This window comes from Enterobacter sp. Ag1, assembly GCA_000277545.1.
In the GTDB taxonomy this organism is placed as follows: domain Bacteria; phylum Pseudomonadota; class Gammaproteobacteria; order Enterobacterales; family Enterobacteriaceae; genus Cedecea.
Genome location: AKXM01000034.1, coordinates 258,558 through 274,091 on the forward strand (window position 1 = coordinate 258,558; position 15,534 = coordinate 274,091).

The window sequence follows — 15,534 nt, forward strand, 5'->3', positions numbered from 1 at the left end:
ATACCTCTGCCACCACAAGGTAATTCAGGCATGGTTCCTGATATATTCACGGGACAAACTAGCGGATTGCCCTCAGCGTTATTTCCATATCCACGTCATGACCCGATAGTTTACCCGGTAATATTTGACTATTAATTTGAGCTGCTGGTGATAGCGTAGCTGTAGGTGGCCGGAATTATTTTTTTATCCACGGAGGATATTAACCCTATGGCCATTGCTTCACTGGGAGAATAGTTTGTAAGGTTATACTCGCTATGCAGTATCTCGGCTATTTTGGCATCATCAAGTTTTGTACATGCCCGATACGTTTTTTTAAACATCTCATTGAAACGACGTGTTTCTTTTTCAAGATAAGCCACATCTGCTGGCCTGACATCTCCCTGATGTGAGATAGAGGCCGGGTGCAGGAACAGGCTGCCTTCAGGCAATGAGCGCCTGTCGTCTGCGGCGCAAAACATGATCGTTGCCGAAGAGCCGACGGTGGACATAGCCACTGTTGTTACGGGGATAGCAGAGCTTCTGACGGCAGCGGCGGCCATCAAGCCCGCATCCATATCACCGCCATAGCTATTGATGTAGAGATAAATTCTTTCTACATCATTATTTTTATTAACTTCATCAAAAGCGCTGACCAGCCTCGATACGGCGGAAGGTTGCATTTCTCCGGTATAATAAATTTTGGCTATTTTATTTTTATCTTCCACTGGCTGCGCTGCAGCAAATGAAGAATACGAAATTAACACTGTAATGATCAGGTGTATTGCGGCTTTCACATGTCTCTCCTTGATAAACTCAACTTAACATTCCATTTCTTCATAGCTTATAACATGGGATTGCAAAAGCAAGGTGATTTATAACCAGTAATTAAACAAAGAGTTAATATTGAAAAGAAAAAACCCAATAACATAAAAAATAAAATAACCCTCTGTAATAGCAGGCAATATTAACCCATAATTTAATAGGCCACTACGCCGGACGTAGCCCCAAAATCACCTCCAGCGGCTTAGGCGGGCTGAAATAATAGCCCTGCAGCCGGTCGCAGCCTGCCCGGCCAAGCAGCTTGAGCTGCTCTTCGTTTTCCACGCCCTCCGCCGTCACTGCCATCCCCAGCGCGGTGGCAATACGTACCGTTCCATTCACCAGCGCCAGCGCTTGTTCATCGCTGTCCACCAGTCCGGCCAGGGACTTGTCTATTTTGATGGTGTCAAAGTTAAAACGGCGCAAATAGCCGATGCTCGAATAGCCGTTGCCGAAATCGTCCAGCGCCACCGCCGTGCCCTGAGACTTAAGATTGCGAATTGCCGTCAGGGCGCGCTCCGGGTTTTCCAGCACATAGCTTTCCGTCACTTCCAGTTCAAGCCTTTGCGCCGGGAACGCCGTTTCCTGTAGCACCCGGGCAACCTTGTCTTCAAATTCCGGGTCGCGGAACTGCGCCGGAGAAATGTTTACCGACAGCCGCAGATCCTCATGGGAAGCTAAATCACAGCACGCCTGGCGAAGCACAAACAATCCGAGCGAATAGATAAGACCGCTCGTTTCAGCCACGGGAATAAACTCATCTGGCAACAGTTCTCCGCCTGGGCGACGCGGCCAGCGTACCAGCGCTTCCACACCGGCCATCGCCTGGCTACGTGCATCCATAATCGGCTGGTACCAAACCTCAAACTCATTCCGTAGAAGGCCCGCACGAATGTCATTTTCGATGGTTAAACGGCGCTCGCGAACATTATTCAACGCGGCATCATAATAAGTCGTGCGACCTTTTCCGGTAATTTTAGAGTGATACATAGCGATATCGGCCCGGCGGAACAGCTCCGAGCTGCTGCAATCCACCAGCGAGCCCGAAGCTATTCCGATACTGGCGCTAATATGAAGGGTACTTTCTCCCACGGGGACAGGCTGGCTAAGAAAATCCAGGACTGAACCCGCGAAGGCGGCTGAGTGTTCCCCTGCCCTCTCCCCGCCGATCATCATGGCAAATTCATCCCCTCCCATGCGCACCAGCATGCCGTTTGGTGGCACGCGATCGCGAAGAGCATGAGCAATGGTCACGATTAACTGGTCGCCTTTATCGTGCCCGTAAATATCATTCACGTCCTTAAAACCATCGAGATCGATAAATACCACGCTTTTTTCGTCACTATCTCCCTGTTTGCTGATGGTTTCCAGCCGCTCGATGAGCGCTCGTCGGTTAGGTAAATGGCTGAGCCAGTCGGTTAACGCGATATTTCTCGCCTGCTTTTCACCTCGAGCCAGCTTGTACAGCCCCAGGCTGCTGATGACGATAAAGACCAGGATTAGCACCGCCGCAAGCATCGTAATGCGCATAATATCTGCCGAAGCGGCGCGGGCCGCCTCTGCTCCAGGCAGCCGCGGCTGCCAGCTAAGGTATCCCAGCGTTTCACCGGAGGCGCTGTTCAGCGGGACACTTGAAGAATCAGATGGCGTGGGCGTCAGGCGTAGGTTTTCAATCTGAAACGTGTTTCCCAGCTCTTTTAGCATCGAGTTATTAATCTGACGACCAATCACCAGGTAACGGCGCGTGGCGTCGTGAACCTGAAGCCGCCCCAACATGGGCCGAATCAGCCCAATGCCAATAAACGAAACGCCGCTCTCGGTTTGCGTGATCCCGGCAAAAATTTTTTTGTCGTCTTTAAGCGTTTGCGCGTTCTGGTGGACGAGGGACGCAAACCCCTTCCCAAGTTGAGAAATGTTTTGCCCCGTTACGCGTTGCCCACGAAACGAGCCCCAAAGCACATTGAACCCTTCATCCAGCACGTACACGCCATCATAGAGGTTATTGATTTTGTAACCCGCGCCCCAGGTGTTATACAGCCAGTTAACGTCCAGCTCAGGGCGATAAACTTGATTTACGGCATCGTCCCAGACCGCATTATCAATAACCAACGCCCACACGCGGTTGACCGAAGTCTGTATGGCCCCCTGTACCGACAGGGCGCTTCGGTGTTCATCTATCTCATTGGTTTTACTGCTAATAAGGTGAAATGAAAGGTAGAGGAGCGCGATAATAGACACGATCAGCCCGATACCTGCCATAAACACCATGGCAAACAGGGCTCCAGCAACGGGCGTGCTTTTCCAGCTAAGAGGATTACGCAATTTCAGCTCTCTTCTAAGTGAAATAACGTGAAGGTTTTTAGGCTTTTGATTTAGAGAAGTGCTTTTACCGTAAAATAAGCGTAATACACCCTGAGGAAAGCGCTGCCCGAATCATTAACGGGCAGCGTGATGGATCAGGCAATTTTGATAATAACCATCCCTACCAGCAACAAACTTAGTCCAACCCAACCTTTGCGGTTAAGGCGCTGGCCGAAGAGGATCCAGCCCGCGGCCACGGTGGCGGCGATACCAAACCCGCCCCAGAGCGCATAGGCGACGGATAACTCAATGCCTTTAACGGCCTGAGCCAGGGCGCTGAACGCGGCCAGCACGGCCAGCAGAGACAGCACACCGTAAATCGGGCGTTTGAAACCATCAGATTGTTTTAAAAAGATATTGGCGACGATTTCCAGAATAATGGCTAACGTTAGCCACAGGGCGTGTACCCACTCAAACGACTGCATGATGCTCCCCTTTCTCTGATATCACCGGGCGTGATTTTTTCTCTCGCGTACCCGATTTAATCAGCGCAATACCAATAACCAACGTAGTTAAGCCAAGTATTTTTAGCGGTGAAATGGACTCATCAAACAGCATGACGCTGAAGACGGTAATAAACAGAATACCGATGCCTTCCCACATGGCATATGCCACGCCAAGGGCGATTTTTTTCACCGAAAACGCCAGAAAAATATAGGAGATCGCGATCATGACCAGCATGAAAATATACCCCATATTACTTTCGTTTACGCTTGACCATTTCATTGACAAGGTGCCGGTAATTTCGGCAACGATGGCTAATCCCAATAAAACCCAATAAATCATGATTTCTCTCCTGACAGAGAAAATAAAGATACAAAAAACCGACAAGCCACGTCACACGACGAGCAAGCGAAAATTTGAAAACCAGAAAAAAAATGTCAGAAGAAAGGGACTATAGCGCGTTGCGCCAGTGCTGCTCACCAGAGAGTGAAGATGTAGATGTGATAAAAACAGAATGCTGATTGAATGAAGTGCTGAACGTATTGTCCATAATATTTCCAACTTACCCGCGGTGTTGCTTCTCATCAGTTGCGGATAGAAAATTGTCCTCAGTAGTTAAACACGGTGATTTTATACCATAATTCGGTATGTTAGCGGCTGACCTTTACACTCCTTTACGCAAAACGACAGCAAAAACACAATGTATCAAACTGTTTTTAACGTTTAAAATAACGTAATAAAGGGACACCTGTTTTAACGGTGGTGTATTATTCCCCCGCCCGCACACTGGAGAACCCGCCACGATGGCAAAACCAATTATTACACTCAAAGCACTGAAGGCCGTGATCATGCTGGGCATGCTGGTCATTATTTTGGTGGGTATTAAAGCGGCTGCCGACATCATCGTGCCATTTATTCTGGCGCTATTTATTGCCGTTATTCTAAACCCGCTAATTCGTCGTCTTGAACGGCTTCGGGTGCCGCGCGTGCTGGCCATCAGCCTGGTGATTGTCGTCATTATCCTGAGCATGGTGCTGCTGCTGGCCTATCTCGGCACTTCGCTAAACGAACTTGCGCGGACCCTGCCGCAGTACCGCTCTTCATTGGTGGTGCCGTTAAAAACCCTTGAACCCTGGCTGCAGCGCGCGGGAATTTCTGTTTCTGTCGATGAGTTAATGAAGTATGTCGATCCTAATGCCCTGATGACGCTGGTTACCGGTCTGCTGACGCAACTTTCCAACGCGATGACGTCTATCTTTTTACTGCTGCTGACCGTGGTGTTTATGCTGATTGAAGTCCCACAACTGCCGCGCAAGCTGCAGCAGCTGATGGCTCGCCCGGAAGAAGGTATGGGTGCCATTCAGCGTGCGCTGGACAGCGTCAGCCATTATTTGGTGCTAAAAACGGCCATCAGCATCGTCACCGGCCTTGTCGTATGGGGCATGCTTGCCGCCCTTGACGTCCGCTTTGCCTTTATCTGGGGGCTGCTGGCCTTCGCACTCAACTATATTCCAAACATCGGCTCCGTGCTGGCGGCCATCCCGCCGGTGGTGCAGGTTCTGGTATTTAACGGGTTGTACGAGGCCCTGATTGTCGTCGCGGGTTATCTTCTGATTAACCTGGTGTTTGGCAATATCCTGGAGCCGCGCATGATGGGCCGAGGGCTTGGGCTCTCTACGCTGGTGGTATTCTTGTCACTCATCTTCTGGGGCTGGCTGCTCGGCCCGGTCGGTATGCTGCTGTCCGTGCCGCTGACGATTGCGGTGAAGATTGCGCTGGAACAAACAGAAGGCGGGAAAAGTATTGCGGTGCTGCTGAGTGATATGAGCAAGTCCTGATGATTTTGCCCCTCTCCCCGGAGGGGGGAGAGGTAAGATCACATGCAATATGTTTTATCCCCTCTCCCTTTGGGAGAGGGTTAGGGTGAGGGAATAATCACTCCGGATCTAACTCAAAACGCTCCGCAATATACCCCAGCGCCTGCGACACGCCATCCGCGCTAATGGTATGCACCACGCCGGGTTCAAACAGCGTTTCAACTTCCGCGCCAGCTTCAATTAACGCCGCGGCAGCCGCTTCACTTTCAGCCCACGGAATCACCTGATCCGCCATACCATGAATCAACAGCGCCGACGCATCTGCCGCCACGTGATACGGTTTGGGTGAAGCAAGACGCCCGGAAAATGCCACTACGCCCGCCAGTGGAAAACGGGAAGTAGCCAGAACATCCAGGGCCATGATAGATCCCTGAGAGAAGCCCAGCAGAATGACCTGATCTTTACCCGGCGTCACGTCATGCTGCTTAAAAATAGCTTCCAGGTTCGCATCAAACGCGGCCCGGGCCTCTATCACTCGCTGCGGGCGGTTTTGTGCTGTCACGCCCTCCAGGCTGAACCACTGCCAGGCATCGCCGCCGCCGTCAAAAGGCTCGCTGCCGTTCGGGGAGGCAAATAGCACTTCAGGCATGACCTGCTGGACGAAAAGCCCCAGCCCTTCGAGATCCGCCCCGGAACTCCCTACCCCATGTAACATCACGATCAGTTTTTTCATTTCCCTGCCCTGTGCTCAAACCTGAATGAATATCCTCGCAGGCGGCTACCTTATCGCGATCCCTCCCTTCACAACAAGTCAACCGCCGCTAAATACGCGGCAATACCGAGCTTGTTTTTGAGCAACCGCTCAAGTATATTTCGCGCTTGAGCAACCGCTCAAATTTGGATTATTTTAGAGGCATTCAACATGCGCTTCACTAACCGCTGGCTGATTCTGGCGATCCTGACCAGCACCCTTTTCCTGATCATTATAGATATGACGGTGCTTTACACGGCACTGCCCAGGCTCACCCAGGCCTTAAACGCTACGGCGTCTGAAAAACTGTGGATCATTAACGCCTACCCGCTGGTGGCGGCGGGCCTGCTACCCGGCGCGGGCATGCTGAGTGACCGCCTGGGCCACAAGCTGCTCTTTATGTCCGGATTACCTGTTTTCGGCCTCGCTTCGCTCTGCGCGGCCTACTCGCCCACGGCTGAACTGCTGATCGCTTCTCGCGTGTTTCTGGCTATAGGTGCCACGATGATGATGCCAGCCACGCTTGCCATCGTGCGTCAGGTCTTTACCAACGAGCGCGAACGGGCGCTGGCCATCGGCATTTGGTCTGCCGTGGCTTCTGCCGCCGCGGCGCTTGGCCCGGTTATTGGCGGCGTGCTGCTGGAGTACTTCTGGTGGGGATCGGTCTTCCTGATTAACGTGCCGGTCGTCTTGCTGGTTATCGTTTTTGCCTGGTTCTTGATCCCACGGGATGCGGGGAACGCCAACCGTCCCTGTGATTTCACCGCTTCACTGCTGATTATGCTTGGCCTTGTAGGCGTGATTTACGCGCTCAAGGAACTCAGCAAGATGGATGCCTCGTGGCTAACCATCGCCGGCTCTTTGCTGGCTGGCGTCGTCTTTTTAACGCTGTTTGTTCGTCGCCAACAGCGTTCGGCCCAGCCGATGATCGATTTCTCGCTGTTCCGTAACCGCATGTTTGCCAGCGGCATTAGCGTGGCGATTATCACCATGATCGCGCTAACCGGCATTGAGCTGGTGTTGACCCAGCGCCTGCAGCTTGTCCTGGGCCTGACGCCGCTGTTAGCCGGGCTGTCGATTCTGCCTATTCCGATTGGCTCGGCCCTGGCTTCACCGCTGGCCGGCGTCGTGCTGCCACGCTGGGGCGGCGCAAAACTTATGGTCTTCGGCCTGCTGGTGACAGCGATGGGTATGACGGGTATGGCTTTGCTGGCCGATTACAGTCTGACGCCACAGCTCGCCGCGCTGTTTGTCATCGGGCTTGGGCTCGGCGTGGCGTTTACCGCCGCATCAACATCCATCATGCTCAATGCCCCGGAAGAAAAAGCCGGCATGGTCGCCGCGATTGAGGATGTCTCATGGGAAATGGGCGGCGTACTTGGCGTGACGCTGCTGGGCGGCCTGATGACCGCGGTCTACAGCGCAAGCCTGGTGTTGCCTGAAGGCCTGGTGGCAGGAAACAGCGCGTACGACAGTCTGGATGAGGCTCTGCACCTTGCAGGCTCGATGAGCACGGCAAGCGCCGCCCTGCTGAAAGAGCTGGCGCGAAACGCCTTCAGCCATGCCTATCTGACGGTGATTATCTGCGCCGCCGTGCTGGTCGCCGTCAGCACCGCGATCTTGAAATATGTGCTGCGCCAGCCGGAAAAGCTGTCCAGCCAGCGTGTTAAAAACTGATAAGATGCTCCATCAGCGATTCAGATAACCGTGGAAACGTCATGAAAGAAGCACCGGACACGCTAAGAAGCAAAATCCTGAGCGGGGCCATTGAGCTGTTCATTGAGAAAGGCATTGAAAAGGTGACCACCCGCGAACTCACCGAGCGGGTGGGTATTTCACGGAGCCACATTTACCACTACTTCAGCGACTGGCAAACGCTTTGCATTGAAGCGATGACCGCGTTTTTGATGGCCGATCTGCACAAGTTTACCGCTGAAACCAACACGTTTTCCCCGGAAGATAAGCTGCAACGCTTGATCCACACGTATCTCCCTCACGCGCCGGACGCTGTCTGGCAGCTTTACGGCGCGCTGTGGCACCAGGCAGCGCACAGCAGCGTATGGGCCGAGCTTGCGCTGGTGATGACGCAAAAATGGGAAAAAGTGCTGGCCGATATCGTCGATGACGGCATTGCGGCCGGCGTGTTTAAAGCGGTGGATGCCGCCAGAGCTACGCGCCAGTTTAGCGCCCTGCTCAACGGTTATGCCGACAAACTGCTGGTCGCCTCAGCCCCTGCCGACAGGCAGCTGGCGCTGGACGACATCGACAGTTTTATTCGCCTGGTCCTGCGGGCGGGTTAAATTGCTATCCGCCGGCTGATCTCTACCACGCTGTCGCTCGGCAGGCGGTAATAGTGCGTCACGTGCGTGGCGTTTCTCACCATGAACGCGAAGCACTTACGCTGCCAGGCTGGCATCCCCTGCCCGTCCTCACGGGCCACGATGGTTTCATGGCCCAGATAGTAGGTCACATCCTCCACGCGGAAGGCACACGCCATCTCTCCCAGCCTCGCCATAAGCTCAGGAATATGCGGTCTTTCCATAAAGCCGTACTGGGCGATACCGCGCCAGTAATTCGGTGCCTGCTCCACAATTACCAGCCGTTCTCCAGCCGGTACGCGCGGGACGTTCATGATAGAAATGGTCAGCGAAAGTACCTGCTCCTGCAGCGCGTGGTTGCGCGCCACATGCCACCGCATCACCGGCGGAATACCGTTGCGCGTTTTGGTCAGAAACACCGCTGAACCCTGCACGCGCGGCACGCCACGCTCTTTCAGCGCGGCGAAGAAGGTGTTCACATCGATCACCTTTTCGTTCACCGCCCTGGACGCCGCCGCCGCGCCACGGTGCCAGACCAGCATCGTCGTGCAGACAATCGCCGCCAGCAGCAGTGGAATATAACCGCCCTCCAGTACCTTGATCAGATTAGCGATCAGGAAGCAGGTATCGACGATCAAAAAGCCCCCCGCCACCAGCGCGCTGGTCAGCCGCCGCCACTGCCAGATGTGACGCATCGCCACGTACAGCAGCCCGGAGGTCATCAGCATGGTGAGAGATACCGCAATCCCGTAAGCCGCCGCCAGGTTCTCAGACGACCTGAAGAACACCGTCAGGAACAGCGTGACGCCCATCAACAGCCAGTTGATCACGCCGATATAAATTTGCCCGTAGCTCTCCGCCGCCGTCTGGCGAATGCGCAGGCGCGGTAGCCAGCCCAATTGAATCGCCTGCCGGGTCATCGAAAATGCCCCGGTGATAATCGCCTGACTGGCAATAATGGTGGCCAGCGTGGCAAGGATCACCAGCGGGATCAGCAGTGCCGGCGGGCAAAGGCGGAAGAAGATATTCTGGGTGATATCGGCCCCGGAAAGGATCAGCGCCGACTGCCCCGCATAGTTCAGCAGCAGGCTCGGGAAGACCACGCCGTACCACGCCATCCAGATAGGTTTTTTCCCGAAATGCCCCATGTCGGCATACAGCGCTTCCGCCCCGGTGACGCACAGAAACACGCCGCCCAGCACCATAAAACTGACAAAACCGTTAGAGACGAGAAACTGCAGGCCGTACAAGGGATTGATAGCCAGCAGCACGGCCGGATGCTGCGCGATACCCCAAATCCCAAGCCCGGCGATAGCAATAAACCACAGCGCCATAATCGGCCCGAAAACTTTACCTATCTTAGCCGTGCCGAAAGGCTGCACGGCAAACAGCAGTACCAGAATCGTCACCGCAATTGGCAGCACCCAGGTTTCGGCCTCCGGCAGGATAATATTCAGCCCTTCAATGGCGGAGAGCACTGAAATTGCGGGCGTAATCGCTCCGTCACCGTAGATCAGCGCCGCGCCCAATAAAGCCGCCAGCACCACCCAACGCGAGCCTTTGTCTCTCGCCACCAGCAGCGACATCAGCGCCATAATGCCGCCTTCCCCGTGGTTGTCGATGCGCATCGCAAACATCGCATACTTCACCGAGGTGATGAGGATCAGCGTCCAGATAATCAGCGACAGCAGACCCAGGATAACCGACGGGGTCGGATCGTTGCCGGATAACAGCAGCACCGTTTTCAGGGTATAAAGCGGGCTGGTGCCGATATCGCCAAACACCACGCCGAGGGCGCTTCCCGCGAGGATAAATTTATGCGGCGTTGTCCCGGAGGCTTCCGCGCCGTCCGTCTGCGACAGGTTTGTCATGTCCAGTCCTTTCTGTGATTTTTCTGGCTGTTGCCATCACAAAGTATAGAGGTGGATAAAAAACTTAAGATAAACAGTGGCAAATAAAAAAGGCCCAACGGTTCCCCGCCAGGCCAAAAGGTACTCCACATTAAAACCTTTTTTTAATTAAAGACCATCCCGCCGTCGATGAGCAGCGACTGCCCGGTCATATAGTCAGAGTCCGCGCTGGCCAGGTAAGACACACAGGCAGCCACATCTTCCGGCTCGGACAAACGTCCCAGAGTGATGCGTTTGGCGAATTCTGCGGTGCCATAACCCAGCGGTTTACCCGCTGCTTCAGACACCTGACGGTCGATTTCGGCCCACATTGGGGTTTTGACGATCCCTGGGCAGTAGCCATTCACTGTGATGCCCAGCGGGGCCAGGTCGCGCGCCGCGGTCTGGGTCAGGCCGCGCACGGCAAATTTGCTGGAGCTGTAAACCGCCAGCTCGGGGTTACCCACGTGCCCAGCCTGGGAACAGGCGTTAATGATTTTCCCGCCGTGCCCTTCGGCTTTAAAGGCTTTAACCGCGGCCTGAATACCCCAAATTACGCCCTTCACGTTGATGTTATAGACCTTATCGACGATTTCCGGGGTGATGTCCTCGATAGGCGTGGAAGGGGCTACGCCAGCGTTGTTGACGATGACATCAAACCCGCCCAGCCCTTTGCGGGCAGCCTCAACGGCGGCGAAGACCTGATCGCGGTCGGACACGTCCGCAGTCACTTCCAGCGCGCGGCCGCCATTGCGGTTAATTTCGTCCGCCACTTCTTTTGCGGTTTTGGCGTTGTAGTCCGCCACGGCGACGGCAAAGCCGTCTTTAGCCAGACGCAGCGCGATAGCTTTCCCGATCCCCTGACCGGCCCCGGTAACCAATGCTACTTTTTTCATCACAATATCCTTCTGTAGTTTAAAGAATTTGGCTGAGGTGCAGCTGACTCATCAGCAAATGGTTGTCGCTGTAATCAACCGGAATGGCGACCACCGCCGGACCCTTCACATCCATGGCGGCGCGTAAAGTCGGCTCCAGCGCCTCCGCGCTTTCCACCGCGAAGCCCCGTGCACCGAAGGCATCCGCGTAAGCTTTGAAGTCCACCGGCCCGAAGTTCACGCCGGACAGACGCTGGTATTTTTTCTCTTCCTGAATCGCCACCATGTTGTAGGCGTTATCCACCCAAATGATGTGCAGCACGTTAGCGCCCAGGCGCACCGCCGTTTCCAGCTCCATGCTGGACTGCAGGAACCCGCCGTCGCCGGACACCGAAACCACCTTGCGGCCCGGATTCACCAGCCACGCGCCAATGGCCCACGGCAGCGCTACGCCCATGGTTTGCTGGCCGTTGGAGATCATCAGCTGACGGGCGCGGAAGCTATAAAGATAGCGGGCGATCCAGATGTGGAAACTGCCCATATCGACGGTCAGGGTCACGTCGTCGTTCACGATGTCCTGCATCGCCCGGACAATACGCAGCGGGTGAAGAGCAAACTGGTTCAGCTGTGCACCCCGGCGGCTTAAAAGCTCGCGCTGGTGCTGCCTGTCCACGAGGATTTCTGACGCACGTGGGCTAAGGACCAGCGGTGTTTCTATACGGGCGGTGAGTTTGTCCAGCGTGCTGGCGATATCACCCACCAGCTCGACGTCTGGCACGTAGTTGCGTTCTTCATAGGCGGGCAGAACGTCAATATGCACCAGCGTGGCATCACCGGTATTCCACATCGCCGGCTCATACTCCACCGGGCTGTAGCCAATACAGATAACCAGGTCGGCAAGCTGCAGCAGGCGGTCACCGGCCTGGTTATTAAACAGCCCCACGCGCCCGGCAAAACGAGCAAAGTGTTGCTGATTCACCGCGCCTGCGGCCTGATAGGTGCTGGTGACCGGGATATGGCTTTTTTCCAGAAGATGGAACAGCGCCGCGCTGTTTTCCTGCTGGCTTGCCATCAGCCCAAGCAGGAATACAGGATTTTTGGCCTGCGAGATAAGTTTCGCCACATCGCTAATAGCGGCGTCAGGCGCTGCACCGGCTTTCACCGCCCCGTTGGCTGGCAAAATATTCCCGGTTGCCGGGCCGTCGCTGATGTCCTGCGGCAGGCTGACAAAGGCACTACCGGGGCGACCATGCTCGGCGGCGCGGAAAGCGTTTGAAACCACCTCAGCAATGGCGTCGGAAGAAGGGACTTCCACCGAGTATTTCGTCACCGGGCTGAACATCGCCACGGTGTCCATGCTTTGGTGTACCAGTTTGGCTTTATCGGAACGTTTTACCGCCCCGCCCAGCGCCACAACCGGGTCACCTTCGCTGTTGGCTGTTGCCATGCCGGTGATCAGGTTTGAGCAGCCAGGGCCGGAGGTCACCAGCGCCACGCCCGCTTTCCCGGTGATGCGCCCCACCGCCGCCGCCATAAAGGCCGCATTGGCTTCGTGGCGGACCGGAATAAGTTCAATCGGCGAGTCGTTCAGAGAATCAAAGACCTTATCGATCTTCGCCCCTGGGATCCCAAAGACGTGCTTCACGCCCTGAGCTTCAAGCTGGCTGACCACCATGTCAGCGCCGTGCGCCCACTGGCGCAAAGGTTTTTTATTATTCATGGCTCACATCTCCTCAGGGAACGCTAGTTTTCAACCGCGCGGATAGCCGCGTCGAGATTTTCGGGGTGCAGGTTGGCGTTAAGAAATGCACTGTCTGCCGGAAGATCGATCATCAGCTTGTGGATCTCACCGAAGGTCAGCTCGCCTTGCTCCAGCTGATAATCGAGCAGATGCCCGCCGCCCTGGCGGTCATCGGTAATAAAGTGTTCGTGATAGCCCGCCACGTTGATGCCCTGCATATGCTGTGGGGTGCGGAACCCCACCAGCACGCCTTTACGGCCGTTAAAGCGGAACACCGGCTGGTCGTCCAGCACGTCTGTCATCGCGCGATATGGCGGCTTCTGGCGCGGTACCGTGCGGGTATGTGCGTGGTGGAAATGACCGTCGATGCGCAGCGCACAAAACAGGTTATCGGAGGGAATTTTTGCGTCGATAATCTCGTGCAGTTTCTGACGGCTGGTCAGGCTATTGATGCGCAAGCGGTATTGCGGTTTAAACCAGGTCATCACCGCAAACGGGGTTTTCTGCTGCGGGCTGGCCGCTCTGGCGCTGCCGTCTGACCGTAATTGATACACGTTGCTGTTGAAGGCAATCATCTCGCCGTCCAGCTCGTTAAAGGTCCCCAGGCCAAAGTCACCGTGCTTAAGCAGGTCGGCCATGGTGGTTTCCCCTTCATAGACGCCGCTCAATAATGCGCTCATCAATGAAGTCTGATATATCATGTTTTCTTTATTGGCTGCGGCGAAGGTCTCGACCATCTCTAAAAGACTTTCTTCGCAGGAACATAGAGTTAGATCGCTCATGGCGTCTGTCACCTCGGGCTGAAGGTTAAGAAACATTAATTAAATGTTGACGTGATCCAGCTCACAGTTCCAATATAAAAGCCCTTCTGGTTTGAGACGTTTTCGATATGGAACTTCGCTATCTCCGCTATTTTGTCGCCGTTGCCCAGACGCATAATTTCACCCGGGCAGCCGAGCTGTTGGGTATTTCGCAGCCTCCTCTTAGCCAGCAGATTCAGCGCCTGGAGCGTGAAGTGGGCACGCCCCTGCTGCACCGCTTGACCAGAGGTGTAGAGCTGACGGATGCGGGAGAAGCGTTTTATCAGGATGCCTGCCAGATTCTGGCCCACAGCGATGCCGCGCTGGAGAAAGCCCGCGGCATTGCCCGCGGTATTAACGGCAAGCTGTCGCTCGGGATAACCAGTTCAAACGCGTTCAATCCAAAGATTTTTTCCCTGCTGCGCCAGTTTCAGGCGCACTATCCGGCCATCGAACTGCGCCAGCGAGAAACCAATATGGCGGGCCTGATGCAGGAGCTGGATGATGGCTTGCTGGACGTGGCGTTTGTGCGCCTGCCCTGTGAAAGCAGCAAGCGGTTTACGCTCAAGCTAATTGACGAAGAGCCGATGATGATTGCCCTGCACAAGGACCATCCTCTATCCGGGGAGAAAGAACTGGCCCTGCAGGCGCTGGCCGATGTGCCGCCAGTGCTGTTCCCGGAAGAAGTGGCCCCCGGATTATATGAACTGATGTATAACGCCTGCCTGCGGGCGGGCATCGATCTGAAAAGTGCCTGCCAGGCTTCGCAAATTTCTTCCTCGTTAAGCATGGTCTCGGCAGGCTTCGGGTTCGCCTTAGTTCCCCAATCGATGACCTGCATCGCCTGCCCGAACGTCACCTTCCACGCGATTCGCGGTGACCAGGTGAAAACGGACATTGCGCTGGCCTGGCGGCAGTTTGAACGCTCTCCGACGGTGAAACGCTTTATCCAGCTGTTCGCCCACTGAGCCTGGCCGCAACGACATCGCTCCCTGAGTGACCCAATGCTACAATAGTCACCATTCACAAATCCGAACACAGGGAGAAAATATGTCTGAAACTCACGTTCAGGGCGGGGAAACCAGAGGGCCTGCGGAACACAGCGTCAGGGAACAGATCATCGAGGCAGCGACCGAATTCTTTGGCCACTACGGGTTTGAAAAAACGACGGTATCCGATCTCGCCAAAGCCATCGGCTATTCTAAGGCTTATATCTACAAGTTCTTCAAATCCAAGCAGGAAATCGGCGAAGTTATCTGCGACAACCGCCTGACAAAGATGATGGCAATCGTCAGTCAGTCGGTGGATGACGCCCCCGGTGCGTCGGCTAAGCTGCGGGCGATGTTCAGCGCGCTCATTGCCGCAGGCAGCGATCTGTTTTTCTACGACCGTAAGCTCCACGACATCGCCATTGTTTCCTGCCTGGAAAACTGGCCCTCGGCCGAACGCTACAAGCTGCAGCTGCGGGAAGTGCTTACCGCCATTATTCATGCAGGCCGCCAGTCCGGTGAATTTGAGCGCCGCAGCCCGATGGATGAAACCGTTAACGCCGTTTTTCTCGTCATGCTGCCGTATATCAGCCCGATACAGCTGCAATACAACCTCGAACTGGCTAAGCAAGCCGAACAGCTTTTGCCCGCGCTGATCCTAAAAAGTTTAATGCCCTGATCGCATCTTGTGACCATTGACTAAATTGGTCACTTGAATAATTATCTGCGTTCCTGCTCCGCGTTTATAAGG

Annotated in this window: 15 protein-coding genes; 5 read left to right on the plus strand and 10 right to left on the minus strand. The window is 54.9% G+C overall.

What is annotated here, in order from left to right; all coding sequences use genetic code 11:
- Window positions 1-131 precede the first annotated feature (131 nt).
- From A936_RS14955 to A936_RS24095, 5 genes are all read right to left on the minus strand, one after another.
- On the minus strand, window positions 132-773 hold the full coding sequence (locus A936_RS14955; protein ID WP_008459260.1) for an ATP-dependent Clp protease proteolytic subunit: 642 nt from the start codon (window positions 771-773) through the stop codon (window positions 132-134).
- Between the two features lie 193 nt (window positions 774-966).
- A complete protein-coding gene (locus tag A936_RS14960; protein ID WP_034809347.1) occupies window positions 967-3,120 on the minus strand; it encodes a bifunctional diguanylate cyclase/phosphodiesterase in 2,154 nt (717 codons plus the stop codon).
- Between the two features lie 134 nt (window positions 3,121-3,254).
- The gene (gene mdtI, locus A936_RS14965; protein WP_008459264.1) at window positions 3,255-3,584 is read right to left on the minus strand and encodes a multidrug/spermidine efflux SMR transporter subunit MdtI; all 330 of its coding nucleotides are present in this window, start codon (window positions 3,582-3,584) and stop codon (window positions 3,255-3,257) included.
- On the minus strand, window positions 3,571-3,948 hold the full coding sequence (gene mdtJ / locus A936_RS14970; RefSeq protein ID WP_157141423.1) for a multidrug/spermidine efflux SMR transporter subunit MdtJ: 378 nt from the start codon (window positions 3,946-3,948) through the stop codon (window positions 3,571-3,573). Before mdtJ ends, mdtI begins: the two co-directional genes overlap by 14 nt.
- Window positions 3,949-4,054: 106 nt before the next feature.
- Window positions 4,055-4,153 carry a protein YdgV gene (locus A936_RS24095; RefSeq protein ID WP_442892170.1) on the minus strand — a complete coding sequence of 33 codons (99 nt, stop codon included), beginning with the start codon at window positions 4,151-4,153 and terminating at the stop codon, window positions 4,055-4,057.
- Window positions 4,154-4,406: 253 nt separating this feature from the next.
- Here A936_RS24095 and A936_RS14975 point away from each other — a divergent pair, with 253 nt between their 5' ends.
- Complete coding sequence (locus A936_RS14975; protein ID WP_008459267.1) at window positions 4,407-5,441, plus strand: AI-2E family transporter; 1,035 nt, start codon at window positions 4,407-4,409, stop codon at window positions 5,439-5,441.
- A 97-nt stretch (window positions 5,442-5,538) separates the two neighbouring features.
- On the opposite strand, the gene A936_RS14980 is transcribed toward A936_RS14975, so the two are convergent.
- A complete protein-coding gene (locus tag A936_RS14980) occupies window positions 5,539-6,153 on the minus strand; it encodes an alpha/beta hydrolase (RefSeq protein WP_008459269.1) in 615 nt (204 codons plus the stop codon).
- A 189-nt stretch (window positions 6,154-6,342) separates the two neighbouring features.
- On the opposite strand from A936_RS14980, the gene A936_RS14985 reads away from it, so the two are divergent.
- Both A936_RS14985 and A936_RS14990 read left to right on the plus strand, forming a co-directional pair.
- Window positions 6,343-7,848, plus strand: coding sequence for an MFS transporter (locus tag A936_RS14985; RefSeq protein ID WP_008459271.1), 1,506 nt, complete (start codon window positions 6,343-6,345; stop codon window positions 7,846-7,848).
- A 41-nt stretch (window positions 7,849-7,889) separates the two neighbouring features.
- Window positions 7,890-8,471 carry a TetR/AcrR family transcriptional regulator gene (locus A936_RS14990; RefSeq protein ID WP_008459273.1) on the plus strand — a complete coding sequence of 194 codons (582 nt, stop codon included), beginning with the start codon at window positions 7,890-7,892 and terminating at the stop codon, window positions 8,469-8,471.
- On the opposite strand, the gene A936_RS14995 is transcribed toward A936_RS14990, so the two are convergent.
- From A936_RS14995 to budA, 4 genes are all read right to left on the minus strand, one after another.
- Window positions 8,468-10,360: a potassium transporter Kup gene (locus A936_RS14995; RefSeq protein ID WP_008459275.1), complete on the minus strand. Its 1,893-nt coding sequence runs from the start codon at window positions 10,358-10,360 to the stop codon at window positions 8,468-8,470. The genes A936_RS14990 and A936_RS14995 overlap by 4 nt on opposite strands.
- Before the next feature lie 143 nt (window positions 10,361-10,503).
- Window positions 10,504-11,274, minus strand: coding sequence for a (S)-acetoin forming diacetyl reductase (locus A936_RS15000; RefSeq protein WP_008459277.1), 771 nt, complete (start codon window positions 11,272-11,274; stop codon window positions 10,504-10,506).
- A 19-nt stretch (window positions 11,275-11,293) separates the two neighbouring features.
- Window positions 11,294-12,973: an acetolactate synthase AlsS gene (alsS, locus tag A936_RS15005; RefSeq protein ID WP_008459279.1), complete on the minus strand. Its 1,680-nt coding sequence runs from the start codon at window positions 12,971-12,973 to the stop codon at window positions 11,294-11,296.
- A gap of 23 nt (window positions 12,974-12,996) precedes the next feature.
- Window positions 12,997-13,776 carry an acetolactate decarboxylase gene (budA, locus tag A936_RS15010; RefSeq protein ID WP_034809472.1) on the minus strand — a complete coding sequence of 260 codons (780 nt, stop codon included), beginning with the start codon at window positions 13,774-13,776 and terminating at the stop codon, window positions 12,997-12,999.
- A gap of 107 nt (window positions 13,777-13,883) precedes the next feature.
- Between budA and A936_RS15015 the strand changes: the two genes are divergently transcribed.
- Together A936_RS15015 and A936_RS15020 are read left to right on the plus strand one after the other, a co-directional pair.
- Complete coding sequence (locus A936_RS15015; RefSeq protein ID WP_008459283.1) at window positions 13,884-14,762, plus strand: LysR family transcriptional regulator; 879 nt, start codon at window positions 13,884-13,886, stop codon at window positions 14,760-14,762.
- A gap of 82 nt (window positions 14,763-14,844) precedes the next feature.
- Window positions 14,845-15,462 (plus strand): TetR/AcrR family transcriptional regulator, encoded by a 618-nt coding sequence (locus A936_RS15020; RefSeq protein ID WP_008459285.1) that lies wholly within the window; start codon window positions 14,845-14,847, stop codon window positions 15,460-15,462.
- The last annotated feature ends 72 nt before the right edge of the window (window positions 15,463-15,534 follow it).

Excerpts from the sequence above, each read along its gene's own strand:
- mdtI (WP_008459264.1), bottom strand. The coding sequence starts at position 3,584 with ATGCAGTCGTTTGAGTGGGTACACGCCCTGTGGCTAACGTTAGCCATT.
- A936_RS14980 (WP_008459269.1), bottom strand. The coding sequence starts at position 6,153 with ATGAAAAAACTGATCGTGATGTTACATGGGGTAGGGAGTTCCGGGGCG.
- A936_RS14995 (WP_008459275.1), bottom strand. The coding sequence starts at position 10,360 with ATGACAAACCTGTCGCAGACGGACGGCGCGGAAGCCTCCGGGACAACG.
- A936_RS15020 (WP_008459285.1), top strand. The coding sequence starts at position 14,845 with ATGTCTGAAACTCACGTTCAGGGCGGGGAAACCAGAGGGCCTGCGGAA.
- A936_RS15000 (WP_008459277.1), bottom strand. The coding sequence starts at position 11,274 with ATGAAAAAAGTAGCATTGGTTACCGGGGCCGGTCAGGGGATCGGGAAA.
- A936_RS14975 (WP_008459267.1), top strand. The coding sequence starts at position 4,407 with ATGGCAAAACCAATTATTACACTCAAAGCACTGAAGGCCGTGATCATG.
- A936_RS15015 (WP_008459283.1), top strand. The coding sequence starts at position 13,884 with ATGGAACTTCGCTATCTCCGCTATTTTGTCGCCGTTGCCCAGACGCAT.
- A936_RS14985 (WP_008459271.1), top strand. The coding sequence starts at position 6,343 with ATGCGCTTCACTAACCGCTGGCTGATTCTGGCGATCCTGACCAGCACC.
- A936_RS14990 (WP_008459273.1), top strand. The coding sequence starts at position 7,890 with ATGAAAGAAGCACCGGACACGCTAAGAAGCAAAATCCTGAGCGGGGCC.
- budA (WP_034809472.1), bottom strand. The coding sequence starts at position 13,776 with ATGAGCGATCTAACTCTATGTTCCTGCGAAGAAAGTCTTTTAGAGATG.
- alsS (WP_008459279.1), bottom strand. The coding sequence starts at position 12,973 with ATGAATAATAAAAAACCTTTGCGCCAGTGGGCGCACGGCGCTGACATG.
- A936_RS24095 (WP_442892170.1), bottom strand. The coding sequence starts at position 4,153 with ATGGACAATACGTTCAGCACTTCATTCAATCAGCATTCTGTTTTTATC.